Annotated in this window: 23 protein-coding genes; 4 read left to right on the top strand and 19 right to left on the bottom strand. The window is 38.7% G+C overall.

Annotated elements, in window-relative coordinates:
- The first annotated feature begins 5 nt into the window (after nt 1–5).
- On the top strand, nt 6–1,088 hold the full coding sequence (locus H9632_RS15220; protein WP_191704925.1) for an ABC transporter ATP-binding protein: 1,083 nt from the start codon (nt 6–8) through the stop codon (nt 1,086–1,088).
- Between the two features lie 54 nt (nt 1,089–1,142).
- Here H9632_RS15220 and H9632_RS15215 read toward each other — a convergent pair whose 3' ends face one another.
- The 10 genes from H9632_RS15215 to H9632_RS15170 form a co-directional block, all read right to left on the bottom strand.
- Complete coding sequence (locus H9632_RS15215) at nt 1,143–2,003, bottom strand: ROK family protein (RefSeq protein ID WP_191704924.1); 861 nt, start codon at nt 2,001–2,003, stop codon at nt 1,143–1,145.
- The gene (locus H9632_RS15210; RefSeq protein WP_191704923.1) at nt 2,004–2,942 is read right to left on the bottom strand and encodes a GNAT family N-acetyltransferase; all 939 of its coding nucleotides are present in this window, start codon (nt 2,940–2,942) and stop codon (nt 2,004–2,006) included.
- 1 nt (nt 2,943) lies between these two features.
- The gene (locus H9632_RS15205) at nt 2,944–4,518 is read right to left on the bottom strand and encodes an FAD-dependent oxidoreductase (protein WP_191704922.1); all 1,575 of its coding nucleotides are present in this window, start codon (nt 4,516–4,518) and stop codon (nt 2,944–2,946) included.
- Nucleotides 4,519–6,039 carry a hypothetical protein gene (locus H9632_RS15200; RefSeq protein WP_191704921.1) on the bottom strand — a complete coding sequence of 507 codons (1,521 nt, stop codon included), beginning with the start codon at nt 6,037–6,039 and terminating at the stop codon, nt 4,519–4,521. It abuts the gene before it with no gap.
- A 75-nt stretch (nt 6,040–6,114) separates the two neighbouring features.
- A complete protein-coding gene (locus H9632_RS15195) occupies nt 6,115–7,089 on the bottom strand; it encodes a Gfo/Idh/MocA family protein (RefSeq protein ID WP_191704920.1) in 975 nt (324 codons plus the stop codon).
- On the bottom strand, nt 7,089–7,718 hold the full coding sequence (locus H9632_RS15190; protein WP_225223870.1) for a peptide ABC transporter substrate-binding protein: 630 nt from the start codon (nt 7,716–7,718) through the stop codon (nt 7,089–7,091). The genes H9632_RS15195 and H9632_RS15190 overlap by 1 nt, the downstream gene beginning before the upstream one ends.
- 8 nt (nt 7,719–7,726) lie before the next feature.
- Nucleotides 7,727–8,779, bottom strand: coding sequence for a Gfo/Idh/MocA family protein (locus tag H9632_RS15185; protein WP_191704919.1), 1,053 nt, complete (start codon nt 8,777–8,779; stop codon nt 7,727–7,729).
- 1 nt (nt 8,780) lies between these two features.
- Complete coding sequence (locus tag H9632_RS19090) at nt 8,781–9,785, bottom strand: zinc-dependent alcohol dehydrogenase (protein ID WP_191704918.1); 1,005 nt, start codon at nt 9,783–9,785, stop codon at nt 8,781–8,783.
- On the bottom strand, nt 9,763–10,842 hold the full coding sequence (locus tag H9632_RS15175) for a dihydrodipicolinate synthase family protein (RefSeq protein WP_191704917.1): 1,080 nt from the start codon (nt 10,840–10,842) through the stop codon (nt 9,763–9,765). The genes H9632_RS19090 and H9632_RS15175 overlap by 23 nt, the downstream gene beginning before the upstream one ends.
- Nucleotides 10,843–11,859, bottom strand: coding sequence for an NAD-dependent epimerase/dehydratase family protein (locus H9632_RS15170; RefSeq protein WP_191704916.1), 1,017 nt, complete (start codon nt 11,857–11,859; stop codon nt 10,843–10,845).
- 83 nt (nt 11,860–11,942) lie between these two features.
- On the opposite strand from H9632_RS15170, the gene H9632_RS15165 reads away from it, so the two are divergent.
- Nucleotides 11,943–13,235: a helix-turn-helix domain-containing protein gene (locus H9632_RS15165; protein WP_191704915.1), complete on the top strand. Its 1,293-nt coding sequence runs from the start codon at nt 11,943–11,945 to the stop codon at nt 13,233–13,235.
- Here the strand turns inward: H9632_RS15165 and H9632_RS15160 are convergent.
- The 4 genes from H9632_RS15160 to H9632_RS15145 form a co-directional block, all read right to left on the bottom strand.
- Complete coding sequence (locus H9632_RS15160; protein WP_191704914.1) at nt 13,229–14,068, bottom strand: Gfo/Idh/MocA family protein; 840 nt, start codon at nt 14,066–14,068, stop codon at nt 13,229–13,231. The genes H9632_RS15165 and H9632_RS15160 overlap by 7 nt on opposite strands.
- 9 nt (nt 14,069–14,077) lie before the next feature.
- On the bottom strand, nt 14,078–14,881 hold the full coding sequence (locus H9632_RS15155) for a carbohydrate ABC transporter permease (protein WP_191704913.1): 804 nt from the start codon (nt 14,879–14,881) through the stop codon (nt 14,078–14,080).
- A gap of 24 nt (nt 14,882–14,905) precedes the next feature.
- The gene (locus tag H9632_RS15150) at nt 14,906–15,823 is read right to left on the bottom strand and encodes a carbohydrate ABC transporter permease (protein ID WP_191704912.1); all 918 of its coding nucleotides are present in this window, start codon (nt 15,821–15,823) and stop codon (nt 14,906–14,908) included.
- Nucleotides 15,824–15,891: 68 nt separating this feature from the next.
- Nucleotides 15,892–17,199, bottom strand: coding sequence for a sugar ABC transporter substrate-binding protein (locus H9632_RS15145; protein ID WP_191704911.1), 1,308 nt, complete (start codon nt 17,197–17,199; stop codon nt 15,892–15,894).
- A 166-nt stretch (nt 17,200–17,365) separates the two neighbouring features.
- On the opposite strand from H9632_RS15145, the gene H9632_RS15140 reads away from it, so the two are divergent.
- Nucleotides 17,366–17,986 (top strand): YesL family protein, encoded by a 621-nt coding sequence (locus H9632_RS15140; protein ID WP_191704910.1) that lies wholly within the window; start codon nt 17,366–17,368, stop codon nt 17,984–17,986.
- Entirely contained in the window at nt 17,983–18,906 is a 924-nt protein-coding gene (locus H9632_RS15135) for an alpha/beta hydrolase (protein ID WP_191704909.1), read from the top strand. Before H9632_RS15140 ends, H9632_RS15135 begins: the two co-directional genes overlap by 4 nt.
- Nucleotides 18,907–18,964: 58 nt before the next feature.
- Here H9632_RS15135 and H9632_RS15130 read toward each other — a convergent pair whose 3' ends face one another.
- The 5 genes from H9632_RS15130 to gatC all read right to left on the bottom strand — a co-directional run bounded on the left by H9632_RS15130 (nt 18,965) and on the right by gatC (nt 24,362).
- Nucleotides 18,965–19,837: a GNAT family N-acetyltransferase gene (locus H9632_RS15130; RefSeq protein WP_191704908.1), complete on the bottom strand. Its 873-nt coding sequence runs from the start codon at nt 19,835–19,837 to the stop codon at nt 18,965–18,967.
- Between the two features lie 2 nt (nt 19,838–19,839).
- Nucleotides 19,840–21,015 carry an N-acetylglucosamine-6-phosphate deacetylase gene (gene nagA / locus H9632_RS15125; protein ID WP_191704907.1) on the bottom strand — a complete coding sequence of 392 codons (1,176 nt, stop codon included), beginning with the start codon at nt 21,013–21,015 and terminating at the stop codon, nt 19,840–19,842.
- A gap of 128 nt (nt 21,016–21,143) precedes the next feature.
- The gene (gene gatB / locus H9632_RS15120) at nt 21,144–22,589 is read right to left on the bottom strand and encodes an Asp-tRNA(Asn)/Glu-tRNA(Gln) amidotransferase subunit GatB (RefSeq protein WP_191704906.1); all 1,446 of its coding nucleotides are present in this window, start codon (nt 22,587–22,589) and stop codon (nt 21,144–21,146) included.
- A 1-nt stretch (nt 22,590) separates the two neighbouring features.
- On the bottom strand, nt 22,591–24,054 hold the full coding sequence (gatA, locus tag H9632_RS15115) for an Asp-tRNA(Asn)/Glu-tRNA(Gln) amidotransferase subunit GatA (protein ID WP_191704905.1): 1,464 nt from the start codon (nt 24,052–24,054) through the stop codon (nt 22,591–22,593).
- Between the two features lie 17 nt (nt 24,055–24,071).
- The gene (gene gatC / locus H9632_RS15110; RefSeq protein WP_191704904.1) at nt 24,072–24,362 is read right to left on the bottom strand and encodes an Asp-tRNA(Asn)/Glu-tRNA(Gln) amidotransferase subunit GatC; all 291 of its coding nucleotides are present in this window, start codon (nt 24,360–24,362) and stop codon (nt 24,072–24,074) included.
- Nucleotides 24,363–24,512 lie beyond the last annotated feature (150 nt).

Below are 24,512 nucleotides of genomic sequence, written 5' to 3'. Positions count from 1 at the left end.
TTTTTATGTTAGATTTTGATCATCTTGTAAAACGTTATCCAGATGGCTATGTAGCCGTTGAAAATTTTCATTTAAAGGTTGAACCCGGTGAATTTTTAGTTCTTGTCGGTCCATCAGGATGCGGGAAATCTACAACATTGCGGATGGTTGCTGGTCTTGAATCGATATCAGATGGTGAGTTACGTATAGACGGCAAACGAGTCAATGAAGTAGAACCGAAAGACCGCGATATTGCAATGGTTTTCCAAAACTATGCGCTATACCCCCATATGAATGTTTACGACAATATGGCGTTTGGCTTAAAGCTGCGTAAATTTTCAAAAGAGCAAATCGATGTTAAAGTACGTGAAGCTGCTGCCATTTTAGGGTTAACGGACTTATTGGATAAAAAGCCAAAATCCCTTTCTGGAGGGCAACGTCAGCGTGTTGCATTAGGGCGTGCAATTGTTCGTGATGCAAAGCTGTTTTTAATGGATGAGCCTTTATCGAACCTGGATGCAAAACTTCGTGTCCAAATGCGTTCTGAAATTACGAAGCTCCACTATCGTTTAAACACAACAACTATTTATGTAACCCATGACCAAACAGAAGCGATGACTATGGCCTCACGTATTGTCGTAATGAAGGATGGCATTATTCAGCAAATCGGTATTCCACGTGAAGTATATGATACACCTGAAAACGTATTTGTCGGTGGATTTATTGGTTCTCCAGCTATGAATTTCCTCCGTGGTAATGTAGTAGGTGACTATTTCGAAATTGCTAATGAGAAAGTCCGAATTCCGGACGAAAAGCTGAAAATATTGAAAGATCAAAACTATGTAAACCGCGAAATTATACTAGGAATTCGTCCAGAGGATATTAACGATGGCAATAAACAGGATTCAAGTACCCTTGTAACAACTAAAGTACAAGTTAGTGAATTAACCGGTGCGGAAATGATTGTTTATGCAACAATCGCCGATCAGCAATTTGTCGGTAAAATTCATGCGGATGCGGATGTTGCTATGGGGCAGGAGCTTCCACTTAACTTCAACTTGGCAAAGGCCCACTTCTTCGATCCAGCGACAGAAATCCGTATTCGTTAAGTAATACAACTATAAAAAGAAGCATTCGGATTTTCTGAATGCTTCTTCTATAGTTTAAAGCAATGCTGCACCAATCAAACCCGCATTGCCTTTATTTAAGCTCGCTTGTACTCGACCTTTTTTATGTTCAAAAAATGGCAAACTAAAATACTGATCGACCAAATGAGAAATTTCCTCCACAATTTGCGGTTGATGATTCATAATTCCACCACCGAGTACAATGACATGGGGATCTACTAAAAGGATGAAACTATGAATCTTTTGAGCAATTTCCCGTTGCCATTCATGAATAAGTGGCACGATAAGTTCATCCTGCTTGTAATAACGGGCAAAAAACTCAGGCAATGTCCTCTCTTCTTTAGTATGGTGCTGTAAAATCTTTAATAATCCTGGTCCAGCACATACATCTTCAAAAAAGTCCCCCGAGCTTGATAGCGAAAAGCCGATTTCGCCTGGAACTCCGGCACCTCTCATAAATTGTCCATCATGTATCATACAGCAGGCAATTCCTGTACTCACTGTTACGTAAATAAATGTTTCTTTTTCAAAACGGCGGATTTTATATTCACCGTTAGCTGCAGTCATCATGTCCGTTTCCATAATAATATGAGCTTGTGGATACACCTCTTGAAGTTTTTGAACGAGCGGAAAGTTACGCCAAGGTAAATTTTGCTGATGTACTACAAGTCCCTGATGTAAATCCAATATACCTGGTAATCCAACCGCAACTTTTACAATATGCCCATCTTCTCCTGCAAGAAGCTCATTAAAACCTGAAATAATCGCATCAAATAAAGGTTCAGATTGCTGGGGGCTCTTTACTTCCATTTGTTTTACTAATTGCTCCGGCTGTTCTTGCTTCGATAAAGCAAGTGCTAATTTTGTTCCACCGATATCAGCACTTAAAATCCACATTCAGTCCACCTGCTTTACAAAAATTCCGTAGTTTTTCCAAACCGTATAGCCTAGTTTTTCATAAAAGGCGATTAAATCTGTCCAGTCAATAAAGAATGTCTTTTTACCGCGCTGTTGTAAATAAAATTCTGCTGCTTCGATTACGGCTCTTCCTAATCCATACTTTCTGTAATCCTCATTTACCCCTAATGGACCAATACCGCCTAATTGGTCAAACTGCTCTGCCCAGTTGTAATTCGGTCCTTTCCAGGCGCTGAGTTCATCATTTATTCGACAGAAGCCAACAATCTTGCCTTCCCATTTCACAACGACATAATCTCTCCCGGTACCACCTTGGGCAAAATAATCATATGCCTCAAATGTCCAACGCCCTGGAAACGATTGTTCCATAAACTCCAATAACTGCTGTTGCTCATCCTTCTCTAATAGAACAAATTCGACATTGTCTTTTTCTGGAAGGGATAGTGGTTCAGTAATCGATTTTGTGAAATCTACACTTTCAACAACTTGTTTAAAGCCAAACATTTCTGCAAACGCCACACCTGCCTGATGTGCAAGCGGGACTCCACATAATAAGTGCCCTAAATCCCCACCGATTTGTATTTTTTTCACACCATTTTTCAAAAGTGCCTGTTCTGCAAATTTATAAAGCTCCGTTCCAATTTCCTGCTGACGGTAATCCGGGTGCACAAGCAACATTTGAATCCAGCCATGTTCCATATTTAAAGAAATACCATGTGTTTCATGCCACATTTTTGCAATGACCACACCAACAACTTTACCGTCCACTTCCTTTAGTGCGCTTCCTTCGTGTAAAACATATGGCGATTGCCACGTATTCTGTTCAAGCAAGCGATCTGTCAGCCTAAAATCAGGTAAACACGTATTCCATAAATCCAGGATTTCCTTGTGATATTCCTTTGTTACTGACTTTAGCATTTTACTTCCCCCCAAATGTTTCTTCCATTCGACGTAACGGGTCATCAACATAGCTTTCGTCCCATTCCACAACGTGCCCTTGCTCGATTAGCTGCTGTTTTAATTGTTCATACGAAATGTCCTGCACAGCCTTACTTTCCACTATCGCCGAAGCTGTTGCAGCACCTGCTACTTGTCCGAGCATCATAAAGATTGGTTCCATACGGATGGAGCCATATGCAATATGAGAGGCACTTAAGCACACAGGAACAATTAAATTAGTACAGTGCTCTTTTTTCGGCAAAAGTGCCCGCAGATCAATCATAAATGGTTTAACCGGCACTTGAATATCGCCTTCATTCATTACTCGCCCATTGACAACAACACGACGACAATTATGTGAATCCATATGAAATGATGCGACAGCAATCGGTTGTTCGCAAATTTCCCGCTGTAGCGCATGGTGTTCAGTCATTACATATTCGCCTATCATTCGCCGTGCTTCACGAATATAAAGTTGCCGCGGCCAGTTGTCTGTATCGGTGAATTCATCTGCCGCCAATCCCCACTGCCTTACTTCTTCTTGAATAACGGACGGTACCTCCTCATCATTGGCAAGGAAATACAATAATCCTGCGACATACGTAACATGCTGCTGGTATATTTCTTCCCTTGATTCATAATCCGCATCAGGGAATGCATAATTCATCCCGATAAAATCCGTTGAAAATGCCCCGTGGTTGTTTAAATCCGTCTTTCCATTCATCAAAGGTGTATGTAACTTCATTGCATCCCAATGTCCTGCCTTTATATAGCGTAGCAGCAAAGCATAATAATCGCGCTCATATCCATGAGGTTTAGGGAAAGGTACTTTTTCTTCCTTCGTTAAACACATTCGGAAATTATAGGCTTGAATACGATGATCACCTGCACCGTTATGCTCTGTCACATATTCTTCTGAAATACCAGATAATAGCCCGCTTGCTGGATTCCCCTCTTCTATATATGGATCAATAAAACTTTCAAATTTATGGTGTTGTGTACCAAATTGAACACCATTGTAAATCTCCTTATACACTGTGCTTGCTTCTCTTCCGACAATGTATTCAACACCTGCGTGTGCCAACAAATCCCCTTCATAGCTTGCATCAATAAACTGCTTTGCTTCATAGGTAGCTCCATCTGTCATTCGGACTTGCTGAATACTTTGATTTTCCAATACAGCCGACTCAATAAATTGTTCGGTTTGAACATTAATCTCCTGCTCTTGTAGCCATGTTTTAAAAATACGCTCAGCCACATGTGGTTCAAAACGGACGCATTTTTCCATTCCATAGTGCTGTGCTATCTCATCATAAAATTGCTTTGCTAAACCACCAAGCGCCTGTTCTGCCCCTAAATCAGTCGCTCCCAGTCCACTAGTCGTCATACCTCCGATAAAGCGGCTGCACTCGGCAATACGCACACTATGGCCATTCTTTTTTAATGTAATTGCCGCTGTAATGCCTGCTGGTGTAGCTCCGTAAATTAACACGTCCTGCTTATAGTGCTGTTGTCTCTTTTCTTTCTTACGGTAATAGTAAACCGATTCCCACATCTATAAAGCCTCCCAACGTAACTTCGTAGCATTCACCACTTGCTGTAATGCTTCAACATATTGCTGAAGCGGTTCTTCAATTTGTTCCTGTTGCAGCAATTGCTCCATTGCATTCAGTAATTCCAAAACTTCGGATTTGCACTTTGAATTTTTTGCCTCAACGACACGATTAGGAAAGAAGGTGGCATTATACTGACTAATTTGTGCAAAGAGCCCTTCAATTTTCCCGGAAAGCTGCTGCATTGATGGCGACATCAAATAGAAAACCGTTTCCACCCCTTCCCATAGCGAGCGTGCAAATACGATATTATTCAATTGCTGATACTGCTGGTAATCGTAATGTTCCATATGTGGTTGTGCCTTTGCTACTTTATGCAATGGAACGACTAAATTAACCATCCCATTACAGCCGATTTCCTTATAACGTTCTGTGTCCATTGCTAATCGGTTGAATAATAACGGAAATAGCTCACTTAACATAAAATGGTCACTGTAATATTCAAAAACCGTTACTTGTTTGTCTGTTGCACTCCGCCAGTCCAGCAGACTATCCCATGCACGCTGATCTATCTGTGAAGTAAAGTTTTGCGAATAGTCCCGTCCCCAATACGCATATAGCACATTTGCAGAACTCACTTGATGTCCTTTGCGCTCAAGCATTTCCCAACTCAGACCAGCATTATAAACAATATGCTCTACCTCAACCTGTAAATTCGCCATCACCAATGCTTCCTGAAGCTTTTCAGTAAATGCAATATATTGTGTTAAAAATAGTTTTGCATCTTCACCTTTTGCGCCTACATCTTCCGGCCACAATGAAATTCTTCGAATAACAGGCTCAGCCTTGCAATAAGACACAATGATTTGAATGACTGCCTGCTGTGCTTTTTCATCTTGTAGAAAGTCGTGGTTTTTAATCGCATTTGCTGCTGTAAATTCAGTTTCCTCACCGATTAAATCATTTACCGCTCCATCTGCCGCTGACTTTCCTGAAACAGTCGCACCATTCGCCTTAGCTACTAGATAGCGTAAACTGTGCCCGCCTAACGTAACATCAATTCCGCGTTTTCTTATTTCCGGCAATAGCACTTCCTTAACCTCATCCCATAGGAAAAATGTAAAGAATGCCTCATTCAGACCATTTTTAGTTCCCACATCCAGCATACTTTTGAGAAACGGAATATCATCAATTGTTTCGAATACATTTCCACGACGAGCAAACTTCGGATTTCCTTCATAAGTACCCGTAATCCCTTGAGCAACAATTTTTTTAGGTAGATATAAATCAAAAAATACAATGCCCTCTATTTTTTCGATTAGTTTATACACTCCATACAATAAGGATCGGCTTGTATTTCCACGAATCACATAACTTTCTTCTGTCTGAATAATTTCAAATTCAACACCGCTTTTCGGCGTATCGAAATATTCAAAAAGGACAGGAGTTTCACCTGTATAGAAGCATTTTAGTTCCTCAAATGCAAATTGTTCAATTTCATTTTCAAACTGTTGGTAGTTCATCTGCATCGATTCCTTTCATCGGTTGCTTACCGGTTGAATAAAAAGGATACTCATTGTGAGTACCCTTTGCATTTTTTATAGTTTCACCGCTTGCTTTCTAGTATTAGATTCGTAGGCAGCTAATGCGATTTCTAAAGATTTCAAGCCATCGTAACCGGAGATAAGCGGCTTTTCTCCATGCCGAATTGCTTTTAGGAAATCGACGATCAAGTCAAAATCGGTATCATTTCCGCTATATAGATGTGTAAGCGACTTATTACCCTTGCCATAAAGGTGAAGATTTTCACTAAATACATCCACTTTACGTGTTGCTTTCGTACCGATGACTTCAATCATCACGTCACCCCATGTCGGAAATTGCGGGAACCGTGACCAGCTTGCATCGTGTGAAGCAATCACACCATTATCGAATATAATTGTCATAATCCCTGCATCATCTGTTTTAAGCTCGGTAAAATAATTATTCGCAAATGCCGTTATTTCTTTTGCTTCACTATTCATATACCAGCGCATAATATCAACCATGTGCACAGTATGATCCAATACTGCGCCACCACCTGCCAACTGCTCATCAACAAACCAGCCACCAGGATTTTGCCCCCTGTTAGTAGACCTTATTGCTACAATTTCACCAAGCTCACCTGCATCTATTGCTACTTTCAGGTCACAAATCGGTGCACTGTAACGAACTGGATAGGCTATTGAAAGATGCACACCGTTTTCCTTGCTAACTTCAATCATCTCTTTTGCATCTTCAACATTTGTTGCAATTGGCTTCTCACATAAAATATGCTTTTTTGACTTTGCAGCAGCAATTACCATTTCTTTATGGAGCACATTTTCACTGCAGATAAGAACTACGTCTATGTTCTCTGCCAAAAACAAGTCCATATCAGCAAAAAAAGGTACATCATACTCCGCGCTTGCTTCTTTGCCTCTTTTTGTATCAGTATCGTAAATAGCTGTTAACTTCGTATCCGGAATACGTTGAATTGCCGATGCATAGCTCGTTGCATGGATATGTGCAAAACTCATAATGCCAATGTTCATTATTGTTCACCTCTTTGCAGGAGCTGCTGTATCGTGCTAAGCTTTTCGTCATAATATTCATTCCACATAATAGCAAACTGAACAATTGCATCAATATTTTTAAATAGGTTTCGATTATTATCCTTGTCACTGCTCATTTGCAAACTATCAAACTCTACAATATGCAGATGACTGCTCCACTCAAATTCAATACGGGCATTACCTGATTTATATTCCAAATGAGCCATAATGGAATCCCCAAATTCACATAGAACGATTGTATAATGCATTTCGCCGCCTTTATTCGAACGAACTGTCACATTTCGAACATCCCCAAACCATTCTGACAAGGCAAGGATATCTTCTTTTATATATGAGAACTTATTAGTCGTTCTCCGCAATCGAAGTACACCTTTTACAGTATCGTGCGCTTGCAGTACTTGCTTTAGTTGAATGGCAAATGAATAAGACCATAAATCAAAATAGATGTTCCCTTGTTTTTTCGATATTGAGAACGGTTGATATGCTTCTGCTGAAGGCTGCTGCAAAATTGTTACGACATTTGGTTCTTCACTATTCTCGGTTGTAAAGCGATACAGCGGAGAATGTGTTAGTAGCTGCTGATCTTTTTCCAATACTATTTTCACCATGTTATCACCTACAATTTGATTTCTCGGTTTGTCGCTGCTGATTCATAAATAGCCAGCAACATTTTCGTTACTTCAACTCCATCACTTACTGGCGAAATTGGCTGGACGTTATTAATACAACAATCAATAAAATGGTTGATTTCATTTACAAATGAGCCAGCAAAATCGAAACTCAGTAAATCGATTTGTGGTGTAATATTTAAAATTGTTTCATGCTGCTCCTTTATAATCGTCAACTCAGGCTCTACTTCTGCACCACCATTTTCACCGTACAGCTTTACCGATATTTCATCCTGTTTTGAGTGCAATGTAAAACTAACATCCACAAATAGAGAGGCTCCATTTTCAAAGCGAATAAGTCCATTGGCTAAATCTTCAACATCATTGTGCTCGGCATTATAATCAGCCGCCTTATAAAAGGACAAATTTTCAATATGTGCGCGATTACCCAGTTTCCTGTACGTATTACCCGAAACCGACACCGGCTTTGGTTTCCCCATTAAATACCAGCAAAGGTCTATCATATGCGTTCCTAAATCTATTAAAGGTCCGCCACCTGACTTGGATATATCACTGAACCAACCACCCGGATTTCCTAAACGACGCAGGCATGAAGCTTTTGCATAATAGATTTCTCCTAGTTCGCCCGCATCGATAAATTTTTTTAGTACTTTTACATTCGTTCCAAAGCGGCGTACATTGCCGACTTGTAGAATCTTTTTCGATTCTTTTACTGCAGCTTCCACTGCATAAGCCTCTTCTAGATTGAGACTCATTGGTTTTTCAAGAAGCACATGCTTGTTTTTTTGAAGCGCCTGTATGGCAATATCTGCATGTGAATTATTCCAAGTGCAAATACTCACTGCATCAATTTGCTCATTCGCTAGAAATTCGCCTACTTCTGTATATAAATTTTTTACTAAATATTTTTTTCCTAAGCCCTGCAGTCTTACTTCATTCGTATCACAGATTGCAATAATCTCTACATTGGGATGCTCAAAGTAAGGTCTTAAATGAAACTCCGAAATCGAGCCCCCGCCAATTACACCAACCTTTAACATTTTAATTCCCTCCTAAATATTCAATAATGGCTGTTAATGCCTCACTATTTTCCAACATGTCATATACATCCGCTGAATTTTTAAAAGGGATTTGCATTTGTACAAAGTCAGAAACATCTATCGACTTTCGTTCTAATAAACGAATATAGGCTGCTAAATTACGTCCTTCTGTCCAACGAACATAATGATATGGATAGTCAATTGCCTCTTTTTCGTATCGAGCATCATAACGACCAGGTCCACCAGCCCGTGAGATGGTTACTATTGCTTCTTTTATAAACAACTGTTCTCGATTGAATTGCGGTTCCACATCCCCGACAATAACAATTCTTCCCTGCTTTCGAACCCACTCCAAACTACGTGGAGTTGTTTCGGAATGCTTGTCGCCAGCACATAAGAGTACAGCATCTACGCCATGCCCGTTTGTAAAGGTTGTGATATGCTGATCCATCTCCATTAAATCTGAAAAAACCTCAATGCCAGGTGTATACTTTAGCATTTCTGCCCGTTTTTCATTTGGCTCATAGCAAATTACATCATAGCTTGCCGCTGCACAAATTTTTGCAATCATTTGTCCAAGTACACCTAATCCAATAACTACAACTGATTCACCAAACTGCAACTGCCCTTGTCTTATAGCGTGTATGGCAATCGTCCCGTGTGCTGCAAACGCTGCATGCTGCGGTAATACATCTGCAGAGCACTTAACAACCAATGTTTCCGGTACTACAAGTTGTTCCATATGCCCAACATAAGGTGCACCGTAGCATGCAACAATATCTCCTACTTGTATAGCCTTAACGCTTTGGCCAATATCCTTCACCTTACCAACCGCGCTATAGCCAAGTTGACGTACGCCACCCTTGCTTCCTTCTATCAATAGCCGCTCCGTTCCTGGAGAAACAGCAGTATAGATAGTTTCAACTAATACTCCTGTAGCAAAAAGCTCGGGAGATTGTATTTCTACTAATTTCGCAACTCCATCATGGGCTTGTAAAGCTTTCACATTCCTCACCTGATTTCCACTCTGCTAAATTTTGTTTAACAAATGCATCGTCATGTAAATGTGGGTACATTTCATAAACACGCGTAATTTCTTCTGCCTGTCCTGCACTTAGCACTTCATGATCCGCCAAACACCAATTGCCTTTCAACAAACCTTGTCTAGTCAATACTTCATTTATTCCTGCTATGCTTCCTTTAAAGGCATGAGCTGGGTCAAAGAAAGCGGCATTTGCATCCGTTACCTCAATTGCCTTTGTAAACCAGATTGTATCTATTTGTACGTTATCCCTAATTGCTTTTATGTCTTCAAAATATTGGACAGCTGTTTTTGCCCATACCGACCAATGCCCTAATAGACCACCAACAATTCGTTTTTTAACGCTTGCACCATTTATATTAAATTCGTATTCTGTTAACAAATCGACGATGATATTATCATCATTACCTGTATAGAGTGCGATTTCATTTCGACGACTACTATTGCATACTGCGCGAACAACATCGAGCGTTTGATAACGATTAAAAGGTGCCATCTTAATTGCATAGACATTTTCAATATTTGCTAGTTCCCGCCAAAAATCATACGTTAATACACGTCCACCAACTGATTGTTGTAAATAGAAGCCCACTACAGGTATAATTTTGGCCACTTCTCTCGTTCGCTCCAGCAGTTGTGCTTCCGACTGCGCCTGCAAGCCTCCCATACTTAACAATGCTAAATCATAGCCAAGCTTCTTTAGGATGCCTGCTTCATTCACAGCCTGCTCTACAGGACCGCAAACACCACCTATCTTAATAAAAGATTCAGGTACATTCGCTTTTCTCATCTCATCTATCGCTAAGGAAAGTACGCGCTCATACAAATTGAATTGCGGATCGCGAATCTCAAACTGTGTCGTATGCACTCCAACAGCTAAGCCTCCCACTCCTGCTGCAATATAATATTTCGTCAAAGCACGCTGACTTACTTCATCCAATGATTTATCCTCATTTAATGCCAATGGGTGCGCTGGAATAAAGGCACCATCAAATAATGCTTTTTTTGCAGCCTCATTCATTTAAAACGCCCCTTTTCTCTCTTGGAAGTGCGTTGGTTTATTTAGTGTTGTTCCATCTAAATTTACCCAATTCGCAACTAAGTCCAACATTTGCTCTATAGATACTCTTGGATAACCAAATAATCTATGTGCATGGGCAGCAGTGTTTAACAGAGCCGTATCCTGTTCAACCCCGATTATTTTAGCTTCCTTATTAAAACGTGCTGCAAATTCTTTCGCTAACCAGCGGACAGATAATGTTTCCGGTCCTGTAACATTCAGTATTTTCACAGGGGATTCACAGTGCAATAAAGAACGAATAGCGTATTCGTTGGCATCTCCCTGCCAAATTACATTGACACTGCCCATCGTGACATCGACTGGCTCATTATTGTAAACCGATTTTGCAATTTCCAATAGAACCCCGTATCGTAGATCAATGGCATAATTTAGCCGGAACATGAGCATTTTTGTCTGAAATCGGTTGGAAAAGTTTGAAAAGATACGCTCTCTCCCTAATGTAGACATTGCATATTCACCAACAGGAATGGGCGTAACATCCTCTCCACAGTTACCTGCTGCAACAGGAGTAAATGGATAGATGTTACCAGAAGAAAATACAACAATATTAGAGTCTTTATATTTATCTGCAACACGACCTGGTACGTAAGTATTCATCGCCCATGTGAAGTGTTCATTATTTACTGTTCCAAATTTATTACCTGCCATGAAAATAACATTAGGAATATTCGGAAGCTGAGCCAGTTGCTCTTCATCCAATAAGTCGCAAGTAATCGTCTCTATCCCTGCTCTTTCCAGTTCCTCTTTCATCTCTTTATTTGAAAATCTAGCTACGCCGATAATTCGCTTCTCAATACCTGCTTCATCGGCCGCGCGCTTAGCCATTCTAGCTAAAGTAGGACCCATCTTTCCTGCTATTCCCAGAATCAATATATCTCCATCAATTTTTTTAATATCCTCTACCAATGCTGCAGATGGTTTTGTCATAAATTCTTCTAATTGTTGAACCGTTTGCATAGTGATCACCTCTTTTTAATTTGAATATTCTAACAAATTTCTGTAAAATTATTATACTATGGATTTTTGGAGGCCAAGACATAATGAATAATCACACACCGTATACCTCACAAAGTTTAATAGGAATTATTGTTCCCAAAATTTTGCAGGACACAATTAGAGAAACATTACGTGGATTCCCAAATATCCAACCACATTATTTTATAATTCATGATTTTTCAATGACGGACGAACTACAGCGATTTATTTATGAATATGAAATGCTGGTCGTCGCCGATCCTTATATTTTTCAACAGCTAAAGCTTTATGACTCATCACTGCCTCTTTATCAAATTAATAGTAGAGCAATTCGCCTATACGAATTACTATTAACCCATCAATTACAAAATGTACAAAAGCAATATTGTTTCGACTTAATGCAGCAAAGTGACATTTTATCGATTACACATCAATTACAGCAAGAAATTGATTTTGTTTACTCAACAGGCGAAACGATTGATGAAATAGTGGATGCACATACAAAACATGCTGAGCAAGGTGCGTTCCCTATTACTACCATTGCCTCCGTCTATATATCCTTATGTGAACGTAATATAGAGTGCCGCTATTTAATCCCGACAAAACAAGAGATGATCGTTGCTTTTGAACGCGTGCTTTTAGCCTCCAAAGGACGACAAAATAAAGAAAGTCAGATTGTATATGGCATTATTCAATTTGAACCGTTTACTAAACAAGTGCAATCCAAAGTAGAACAAATATTGCACTATTTTACACAGCAGTTGGATGGACATTTAATCATGCTCAACCCATTGCAATATAGCTTTATTACAACTAGGGGACAGCTTGAGCGTGAAACACTCGGCTACAAGCACCTGCCATTACTTTCTCGATTTAAAGAAGAGCTGCAAATCAATTGCACAATCGGAATTGGATTTGGTATTAACGCCTATGACTCCGGTCGTCACGCAAAACAGGCACTATACCAGGCAAATGAAAATGGACCAAATCTCTGCTATATTGTGCGCGAAGATAATAGTGTAATCGGACCAATAGACACGACAGTTTTCATTAACTACGAACAGTATCCTCTAGTAATTACAGATTTGAAATTACTGGAGCGTGCAGAAAAAGCCGGGATGTCAGCTTCTTATATCTCCAAATTAATGGGTCGTATAATGAAGCATCAAAAACTTGTTTATACTGCCGATGAACTTGCGCAAACGTTGAATATAACTCTGCGCAGTGCCAACCGGATATTACTTAAATGGTTGGATGCTGGACTAGTTGATATTATCGGCGAGGAAAAAGTAGCCCACCGCGGTCGTCCTAGGCGCATCTATTACATTCAGTTTTTGGAGGATCTAAAAAATCAATAACCCTTTCCAGCCGTCTTTGTCATCTGTTCCAGTACCCTAATAATTTGCAAAGTCTCTTCCGGATTAATTGGACTTTCCCGCAATATAAAAAACTGTTCAATTGCATCAATCAGGTAATCGTAAAATTGAACATTACCTTCACTAATTTCATACCATTCACTTTGTTGATGGGTGTGTGTCACAAATTGAAAACTATTACGATGCTGTAAGTAACCGCGAATCGTAGACACTGTACCATCTTTAAATGTAAGAGTGATAAAGTGCCACTGTTCACATACTGTAACAGTTATGTCTTCTATTCCGGTTTCCTTTAAGGCACTAATCATTTCGACTGCATGTATGCCATAGTAGAAATAATCTAAATCCCTTGGCATCGGCAGTGGTGCGATTATATCCACTGCCTCAATATTACTTTTAGATTTTGCCTGTTGAATTTCTTCTGCAAACCTTAAGGCTGAACAGCTCATTATAGGAATGCCCTGTTTGTTGGCATGCTCTATTATTGCAACAGCCTGCTCATAATTTTTTGCCAATGGTTTATCTATGAAAACAGGCTTTTTTGTATCTGACAACTCTTTAAATTGTTCAAAGTGCTGTGATGCATCAACTGATGTAATGATAAATGCATCACAAATCTGTGACAGTTCTTGTAATGAATCGATAAATAGAATACCGTTTTCACATAATTGTCCCGAGATTCTTTCAATCCTTGTACTGCTTAACTCAATTAAAGAACCACCTCGATAAGCAAATATTTCATGACCTTTATTTATTAGTCGTTTACTAAAGGCAATAGCATGAGATGAGTCTGTTCCAATAATTCCTATCTTCATGGCAGCCCCCTACTTAATACCTGACATCGTAATTCCTTCTGTAAAATAACGCTGGAAAAAGATAAATATTAAAAACGTCGGTATAAATGAAATTGTTGCTCCTGCCATTTCTACACCGAAGTTCCCTTCTTTTCCGAGCATTGAAGCAAGACCGACTGTCACCGGGAACATCTTCTCATTAGTTAAATAAATCAATGGTTGGAATAAGTCATTCCAATTTGAAATAAAGGCAAAGGTACCGACTGTCGCAACAACCGGAAATGATAGTGGCAAAATAATCTTGAAGAAAATCTGCCAGTCATTTGCCCCATCAATATAGGCAGCCTCCTCCAAATCCTTCGGTATTCCCTGTAAAAATTGTCGTACTAAAAATACACCCATAATTGCCCATAATTCAGGTACAATTAATGCCCAATATGTATTTATCCAACCGAAATCAGCGAACATAATATATTTGGGAATTATAAATAGCTGTTGAGGAATCATGATAACCGCCATAAAAGTCCAAAAAATCGCTTCTTTTCCCCAAAATTGCTTTTTCGCAAATATATAACCTAATAGGGCTGCAAAAATCATTTGAGTCATAACGGGAATTACGGTAATAACGATAGAGTTCCAAATCCATCGTAAAAAAATTCCATTTGAAAAAATCGTAATATAGTTTTGAATCGATGGATTGGTAGGTAGCCAAAACAGCGGATCAATTTGTGCCTGCTTGACTTCTTTTAATGATCCGAAAACCATAATAATAAATGGCATAATAAAAACGATTGCTAATATTGCTAATGCTGTATAAGAGATTACTTTTTTCATTTGTCTGCTCCTCCCCGCACCAGCTTAATAATAATTTGGGTCTTTCCCAATGTATTTACGTTGAATTAACGAGATAATTAAAATGATAAAGAACAATACATACGATAAAACAGCAGCATAGCTCAAATTTAAGCTTGTAAATCCTTGGTGGTATAAGTAATACACAATTGTAGTCGTTGAATAGTTTGGTCCACCATTCGTCAATAGGAACGCCGAATCGAAAATTTGAAATGAACCAATTGTTGTTGTAATTGCAACGTAAAAGTGTATCGGCTTTAGCATTGGGAACGTAACACTCCAAAACATTTTCCACGAGTTTGCACCATCGATTCGTGCTGCCTCATACAATTGACGGTCGATCGATTGTAAGCCCGCATAGTAATAAATCATTGTCGTACCAGCCACTTTAAAAATACTTAAACCTGCCAAAACAAGGAGTGCCTGGGACGAACTTGATAAAAACAGCTGTGGATCAATGCCGACAAAACCAATTAAATAGTTAATAAAGCCATCTTCAGTACCACGGAATAACCATCCCCAAATACCTGCAATAATTACGAATGATGTAACAACCGGCAAGAAAAATAACCCTTTAAAGAAGCCTGAAAACTTAATGCCCGAATTAATAATTAGTGCCAAAATTAGGCCAAGTGCCATTGTCGGCAGTATATAGTAGACGGAAAACTTAACAGTATTCCATATTGCTTTCCATGCGATTTCATCATCAAATAGATTTTTCCAATGCTTTAATCCAACAAATTCAGGGTCGCCAATTATTTTCCAATCATGAAAAGTTAAATAGAAGCTAAGAGCAAATGGATAAACTTGAAATATGATGAAGTGAATGATAACTGGAATGAGTACGATATAGACTAATAAATTTTTATTTAATTCTCTCTTTATTCGTGCACTAAGTGATTGTTTAGAAGTTGTAGAGGTCACATGCCTCACCCTTTCTGTACTTGAAGTAATGAGAGAGTTTGATCATTAAGACCAAACTCTCCTTTAAACTATTTGTTAATCAATTTATCAATTGCTTCCGCTGACTTATCCGCAGCTTCTTGAGGAGATTGTTTCCCTTCCAGCATTGCTTGAATTTCCGCTTGAACTACAGGCATTATGTTACGGCCTTCCGGGTGAATAATACCCGGCTTAGCATATTGAGTGTAGCCTGCTAATTGAGCCATGTATGGTTGTGAGTCAAAAATATCCTTCGCATCGTCGCGTGTTGGAATATATTGTGTAATATTGTTAAACGTACGTTGATTCTCAGTGTTTGTTACATATTTCATGAATTCTGCTGCCGCTTCCGGGTTTTTGGAAATTGCAGAACCTACGAACATTCCAACAGTACCGTAAGTTAACTGCTCAGCATCTTTTAATGGTGGAGCAATGACAAAATCAAATGGCTTTTCAGCTAATAAACGGTTTACAGAAATACCTGAGCCATTTACAGCTAATAACTTACCACCGAAGTATAAGGAGTCATGATCTAGTGCTGTAATTGAATCTTGAGGGATCCAGCCCTTTGTATACATTTCATTAATTAATTCAAATGACTTAACTGCTTCCGGCTTGTTAATTAAAATATTATTACTCTCATCAATTACGTTACCGCCAGCTTGCCATAAGAATGGATAAAGTGTGTTATTTAACGAACCGCCACCTGCATATGAGAATGCATAGTAGCCCGCTGCTTTTGCTTTTTCTGCTAAAGCTTTGAATTCATCCCAAGTTGTTGGAAGGCTGTTTTCATCAACGCCCAACTCAGTTAAAATTTCTTTATTATAAACTAAAGACTCAGCCGTTTGAAGAATTGGCATACCATACTGTTTGCCCTTCCAGCTTGTTGCTTCGATCGCTGTTGGTACAAATCCGCTTAATTCTTCATCTGTCACATATTGTGAAATATCTAAAATTAATTGTTGCTCTGCATATTGAGGCATTTGGTCAGGGATTACATAGAATACGTCCGGACCTTGACCTGCTGCTAAAGCTGTCAGGATTTTTTGGTCACGGTTAGCCCATGGAATTTGTTCGAAGTTTACTTTTACCCCTGTTTCACTCTCAAAGTCAGCTGCGAAAGTCTTCCACATGTCACCTTCACCTGTCGTACCGTCTGTATATGGATGTGCCCACACTGTTATTTCTCCAGATAATCCTGTAGATTCCTCTGTCTCACTGTTAGCGCTTCCATTATCCGTAGTCGTGTTAGTATCAGTTGAATTAGTTTCATCATCACTACAAGCAACCATTACAGCAGAAAGTACCAATACTAGAAATAATAGTCCAAACTTTTTGAAAATTGAAATACTCATACCCCATCCCCCTTTTTTCTTTCTCATTTGTATAAAATAGCAAATTCGCTATTTTTTTCAGACTACAAAAAAAATCGAATTAACTCAAGTCCATTAAAAGTCCTTAATTTAAATTGAACGATTTTTCTGACTTTTTATCTTATAATAAGGATAAGGGGGTATTTTTATGTCAATTTGGGACGGCTTTTATAGTTTTGGTGTAAAACTATTAAAAATAATATACTTAAACTTTTTATGGTTGTTTTTTTCCGCGATTGGACTATTTATTTTTGGATTGTTTCCAGCAACGATTGCATTATTTACGATTACAAGACAATTGCTGCTCGATATTGATAAACCGATGACGCACACTTTTTGGGAAGTATATAAAAGTGAATGGCTAAAAGGAAATGGCTATGCAATCATTAGCTATAGTATTCTATTCATTTTAGCTATCGACTTTTATGCCATTTATACATTTGAATCTTTATCTATTCTCCTTATACCAACTTTTATTGTGGCATTTATTATTTTTGGCACTTTATTTTTCTTCTTTCCAGTGTATGTACATTTTGATTTAGCATTTTTTGCGATGATTAAACAGGCGTTTCTATTCACCATTACCTCGCCTTTCACCGTTGTTTTGAATTCTATAAGTATTATTTTTATATATTTTGTTTTTAATATTATGCCAGGTGCGATCCCTTTATTTGTCGGCAGTGTTCTTAGTTTAATAATAATGAAGTTCTCGCTTCGTTCATTTACAAAAATCGAAAAAAGGAAGTTGTCGAAGGCGGTATCAGTATGAAAGGGCTACACCCTGAACTGGCTGAAATATTTAACCGAAGCTTAAAAAATGCACGTACATTCCATGAACTCATAGCGAATCGTACATTCACCCATTTTTCCGAGCAAAATTTTCGGACTGAAAATTGCTTAGTGCAAGAAATGATGATTAATAATGTACGCGTTATTTGTTTAAAACCGAAGCAAGCGGCACAAAATATGCCATGTTTTGTTTGGTTTCATGGTGGTGGAATGGTTTTCGGCAATCCGGATGACAGTATTCCCTATGTCATCGACTTTGTCCATAACTTTCAAGCGGTTGTATTCATCCCACAATATCGTCTGGCCCCGGAGCATCCTTATCCTGCTGCATTGGAGGATAGTTATGAAACTCTAACATGGATTTATAGACATGCAAACGCTCTAAATATTGATCCAAACAAAATAATAGTAAGCGGAGGTAGTGCTGGGGGTAACTTGGCATTGGCAGTAGCATTAAAGGCACGAGATGAAAAAGGACCTCAAATAGCGGGGATTTTGCCATTGTATCCGATGCTCGATGCAAAAGAGAGGCCATTTCATGAAAAGTTTGCTTCACCTGCTATTTGGAATAATGAAAAAAACAGACACAGTTGGGATGCTTATTTAGGCAATATGAAAATCATTCCTCCGTACGCATCACCTTTATACGCTAATGTGGAAAGACTTCCACCAATCTATACTTTCATCGGCACCCATGATCTTTTTTACGAGGAAGTTTATGAGTTTGTTAATAAATTACGTCAGGCGCATATAGACGTTCAATTTGATATTTACAAAGGCTGCATTCACGGATTTGATTTAGAGGAAATACCAATAGCCCGTGAAGCAAAAAAGCGCCTTCTATACGTCACCGCAAAATTATTAAACGGTCATACTGGTTTTGGCGACTTGCCCGACTAAACTTCTTAAATTGACCGCAAAATGGAGGTCCGGGGAACATTTTCCGGACCTCCATTTATTATGCTAAACCACTATATGGATACAGTAAATTATTCGGATAGTCGATATCTATTTGATTTTTCACAAACATGGCACCCTCATCTATGAACATTTCCTGTACAATAGGAATTTTTAAATCATCCGGCGTAAAGCACAGTTTAATTTTCGAGGTTTGAATTGGCAGGCTTCCCAACACTTCCAACAAATCAAAAGGCTCTTTAGAAATTACATCAATTACCTCAACATGCTGCGCTGATTCTTTTAAAATGACAAATACCCGGAACTTTGGAACATAGTAGATACAATCCCGATATTGCGTCAATGCATGGAACATAACAATACTTTCATTTTGAACCATACTCATTTTTCGGCTAATTGGTACACGGTTCATCGTTGTATTGTAAAATAGCTTTCTTTCGATATTATCATCCATGTTAATTTTGTTTATTTCCGTTTCATTGGATACAAGATCTTTTTTATCCAATGTAAAAGTAGATTGTGTTCGCATTTCAAATCCAAACTTCGGATAAAAACCTAATACTGATTTATTTGCAAATAAATAAATTATATTGGCATTCACATGATCTTCCATTACTTTTTCCATTAGCCGCCGTGATAATCCTTTCCCTTGGAATTTTGGATTTGTCATGACAGTCCCTATTTGAACAGCCTCATACTGTTTGCCATCTAAAACCATCATTCCCGTACTTGTTGATACATTTGAAGCTATTTCACCATCCACTTCAAAGGCATAGGGGCAATATGTATCGTTCCAATATCCAAGCTCATCCCATTGTTCAAATTTTAGATTAAACGTTTCATCAGCCAAATTGAAAAAGCTCCTTTTTAGCTGTAAGTCATTGTGTAAAGCATCCCCTTTAATGAAATTCACCTTTACTCCCCCTTTAGGTTCTCAAAAATTACTTTTCCTTCTGAAACAGTCATTACAACATCCTCTTGTTCATTTACTATATAAAAATCAGCATCTTTACCAATTTCAATTGAACCTTTATGTTCATATAACCCTAACAGTTTTGCACTATTTGTTGCCGTCAGCTTAGCCAGTGTCATGTCTGATAGTTGAAGCCATTCTTTCATGTTTTTTCTTGCCTTATTTAAATTAAGTGTGCTTCCTGCAAGCGCATCACTTTCTACCAGTTTACACAACCCATTCTCTACACGAACTTGCTGTCCCCCTAAATCATAAATACCATCCGCCAATTCAGTCGCCCTCATACTGTCTGAAATTAATATCATTCGGTCTTCACCAATTGAATCAAATATAAAACGAATCATGTCTGGATGAATATGTATTCCATCCGCAATAATCTCCAGCTTACTGTCACTTTGCAATAAAGCTACTTGCAGACCTGGCTCACGATGATGGATTGACCTCATCCCATTGCAAAAGTGAGTAGCATTTTGAATTAGCTGTTGCTCCAATAAAATCTTTGTTTCGGCATACTTCGCATTAGAATGTCCGATGGATGCTACAATGTCATTATTTTTCAAGTATGATGCAAGCTTTTCCCCTTCATCCAGTTCCGCTGCAAATGTTATGAGCTTTATTTGTTTTTGTGAGGATGTATTAAGCTTTTCAAAAATTTCAGCAGAGGGCTTTATAATATATTGATCAGACTGTGCACCCTTTTGAACTGGATTAATGAATGGACCTTCTAAATGAATACCAACGATTTTGGCACCCTGTACTGAGTTTTTGTTATCAGCTACCGTTTGTACGACATGTTCAATTTGGTTTACTGCGGCTGTCATCGTTGTTGCCAAAAAGCTGGTCACACCATGTTTGGCAAGTGCTTTACTAATGGTATTAAGACTACTTTCCATTCCGTCCATTACATCTGCACCTGACATTCCGTGGATATGCTGGTCAATCATCCCTGGCATTAATTTATAGGTAGCCTTTGTTTCCACAAAATCAATCTGTTCAGGTAAGCCGGCTTTTTCACAAAACTGGACAATTTTTTTACCTTCAATAACCGCATAATGGTCTTTGTTTATTTGTTGTTCTCGTACAATTTGAATTGGTCCCACACACCAGGTCTTTTCCAAAATAAATCCCTCCCTCTTCCTCACTTTTTATATTTCCAATTATTAGCTTATGATTATAATTTATCAAGTGAATTCCTATAAAAAAAACGACAGTCTATTATAGATAGACTGCCGTTCACACGAAGAAATTAGCGTTTATTAATTTCTTCCATTAAAATTTGATTTGTTAATTGTGGGTTTGCCTGACCTTTAGAAGCTTTCATAATTTGACCTAAAAGTGCTTTAATCGCACGTTCGTTGCCGCCTAAGAAATCAGCTACCGATTTTGCATCGTTATCAAGAACAGTTGTTACGAAGCCTCGAATTACTTCTGGATCAGAAATTTGAACTAACCCTTTTTCCTTCACGATTTTCGCTGCATCGCCACCGTTAGTAACTAATTCAGTGAATACTTTTTTCGCGATTTTAGAAGAAATTGTGCCGTCTGTAATTAATTTCACCATACCAGCTAAGTTTTCTGGTGTTAAAGCTGTATCTTTTAGCTCTTTTTGCTCTGAATTCAAGTATGCAGATACGTCACCCATTAACCAGTTTGCCGTTAATTTTGCATCTGCACCAGCCGTTACAGTTGCATCAAAGAAATCTGAAATCTCTTTGTTTACCACAAGTACGTTTGCATCATAATCTGTTAAGCCTAGTTCAGAAACGTAACGTGCTTTACGTGCATCTGGTAATTCAGGAATTGACTGGCGGATACGCTCTACCCATTCATCAGAAATAGAAAGACGTACTAAATCTGGCTCTGGGAAGTAACGGTAATCATCTGTTCCTTCTTTTACACGCATTAAAATAGTTTTACCTGTCTTTTCATCGAAACGGCGAGTTTCTTGCTCAATAATGCCACCTGACATTAGTACTTCTTCCTGACGAACTTCCTCATGCTCTAAACCACGACGTACGAAGTTAAATGAGTTTAAGTTTTTCAGCTCTGTTTTTGTACCGAACTCTTCTTGGCCGTATGGACGAATCGAAATGTTCGCATCACAACGTAATGAACCTTCTTCCATACGTACATCTGATACACCTGAATATTGAATAATTGACTTCACTTTTTCAAGGTATGCATATGCTTCATCCGGAGTACGGATATCCGGCTCAGAAACAATCTCAACAAGAGGTGTTCCTTGACGGTTTAAGTCCACTAAAGAATAACCATCAGCGTGTGTTAATTTACCTGCATCTTCTTCCATATGAAGACGTGTAATACCGATTTTCTTTTTGTAGCCTGGTGTGTCGCCTTTAGCAGGAATTTCGATTTCAACCCATCCGTTTTTACCGATTGGCTTATCAAATTGTGAAATTTGGTAAGCTTTCGGATTGTCCGGATAGAAGTAGTTTTTGCGGTCGAATTTAGTTTCTTGTTCGATTTCCATGTTTAATGCTAAAGAAGCACGGATTGCATAGTCTACTACTTGTTTATTTAATACTGGTAAAACACCTGGGTATCCAAGATCAATTACCGACGTATTTGTATTTGGCTCTGCACCGAAATGGTTTGGGGAAGCCGAGAAGATTTTAGAATTCGTTTTTAATTCAACGTGAATTTCTAAACCAATGACTGTTTCAAAGTTCATCTTATTTTACCTCCCATAGTGCTGGAGTTTTTGTATTGAAATCTGTGTTTTGCTCGTAAGCATATGCTACGCGGTAAAGTGTTTCTTCATCGAAGTGTTTACCGATAATTTGTAATCCTAGTGGTAAGTCATTTTCAAAACCACATGGAATTGAAATTGCTGGTACACCAGCTAAGTTAATTGGAATTGTTAAAATATCGTTTGCGTACATTGTCATTGGATCATCAATGTTAGCACCGATTGCGAATGCAGGTGTTGGCGCTGTAGGTCCAATAATTACGTCATAGTTTTCGAATACTTTGTCGTAATCTGCTTTAATTAATGTACGTGCTTGTTGTGCTTTTTTGTAGTATGCATCATACGTACCTGCTGATAATGAATAAGTACCAAGCATGATACGACGTTTTACTTCATCGCCGAAACCTTCAGCACGAGATTGTTTGTATAGCTCCAATAAGTTTTTAGCGTTTTCTGAACGGTAACCGTAACGAATACCGTCAAAACGTGAAAGGTTAGAAGAAGCTTCAGATGATGAAAGAATGTAGTATGCTGCCAACGCATATTTAGAATGTGGTAAAGATACCTCTTCTACTGTTGCGCCTAAGCCTTTTAATACTTCTAGTGCATCAAGCACTGACTGTTTTGCTGCTTCGCCAACGCCTTCCCCAAGGAATTCTTTTGGTACAGCAATTTTTAAACCTTTAATATTGCCGTCTAAAGCAGCTGCATAATTCGGTACTGGCACATCTGCAGAAGTAGAATCCATTTCATCTACACCTGAGATTGCTTCAAGTAATAATGCGTTGTCCGTTACATTACGTGTAATTGGTCCAATTTGATCTAAAGAAGATGCAAATGCAACTAAACCAAAGCGAGATACACGACCATATGTAGGTTTCATTCCTACAACACCACAGTAAGCTGCCGGTTGACGGATTGATCCACCTGTATCAGAACCAAGTGAGAATGGTACTTCGCCTGCTGCTACTGCTGCTGCAGATGCGCCTGAAGAACCACCTGGCACGTGTGAAAGATTCCACGGGTTTTTGGTTGTTTTATAAGCCGAGTTTTCGTTAGAAGAACCCATTGCGAATTCGTCCATATTTAATTTACCAACTGTTACCATACCTGCATCGCGTAATTTCTTAACGATTGTTGCATCGTAAATTGGCATAAAGCCTTCCAAGATTTTAGAAGCACACGTTGTTTCTAAACCTTCTGTCACGATATTATCCTTAACCCCGATCGGCATACCGAATAATGGACCGCGCTCCTCAAAAGGAACTTTATCTAATTCTGCCGCTTTAGCAGTTGCTTGTTCTTTATTTAATGCTAAGAATGCTTGTACATCGCCGTCTAACTTTTCAATGCGGTCAAATGCTTCTTTTGTTAATTCCGCAATTGTAAGTTCGCCCGACTTTAAGCTCTCTTGTAATTGTGCTGATGTGCGCTCAAATACTGTCATGCGAGTGGTTCCTCCTATTACTCCATAATTGATGGTACTTTAATTTGACCTTCTTCTTGTTCTTTTACGTTTAGCATTACTTTTTCAAGAGGTAAGCCTTCTTTTGCTACGTCCTCACGAAGTACGTTCACTAAAGGTAAAACATGTGAAGTCGGCTCTACATTCGTTGTATCTAATTCATTTAACTGCTCTGCAAAATCAGTAATTTTTCCAAGTTGTTCAGCAAATTTCTCTGCTTCCTCTTCTGTGATTGCAAGGCGAGCTAAGTGCGCTACGTGTTTTACTTCTTCTTTTGATATTTTTGCCATTTATTACACCTCCAAAGTATCGAATCAAATATGCCTCGGCATATGTGTCAGAATTTTTGAATACATTCGAAAAACTAAAAAAATCTGGATTATCTGCCGGGGCCATATGTGGAGTCAGTGATTGTTTCGGACACCCGCTGATTCTACATA

The organism is Solibacillus merdavium (assembly GCF_014836935.1).
Taxonomy (GTDB): domain Bacteria; phylum Bacillota; class Bacilli; order Bacillales_A; family Planococcaceae; genus Solibacillus; species Solibacillus ferritrahens.
The sequence above is the reverse complement of the archived record's forward strand: the minus strand, read 5'-3'. Positions and strand labels throughout refer to the sequence as shown.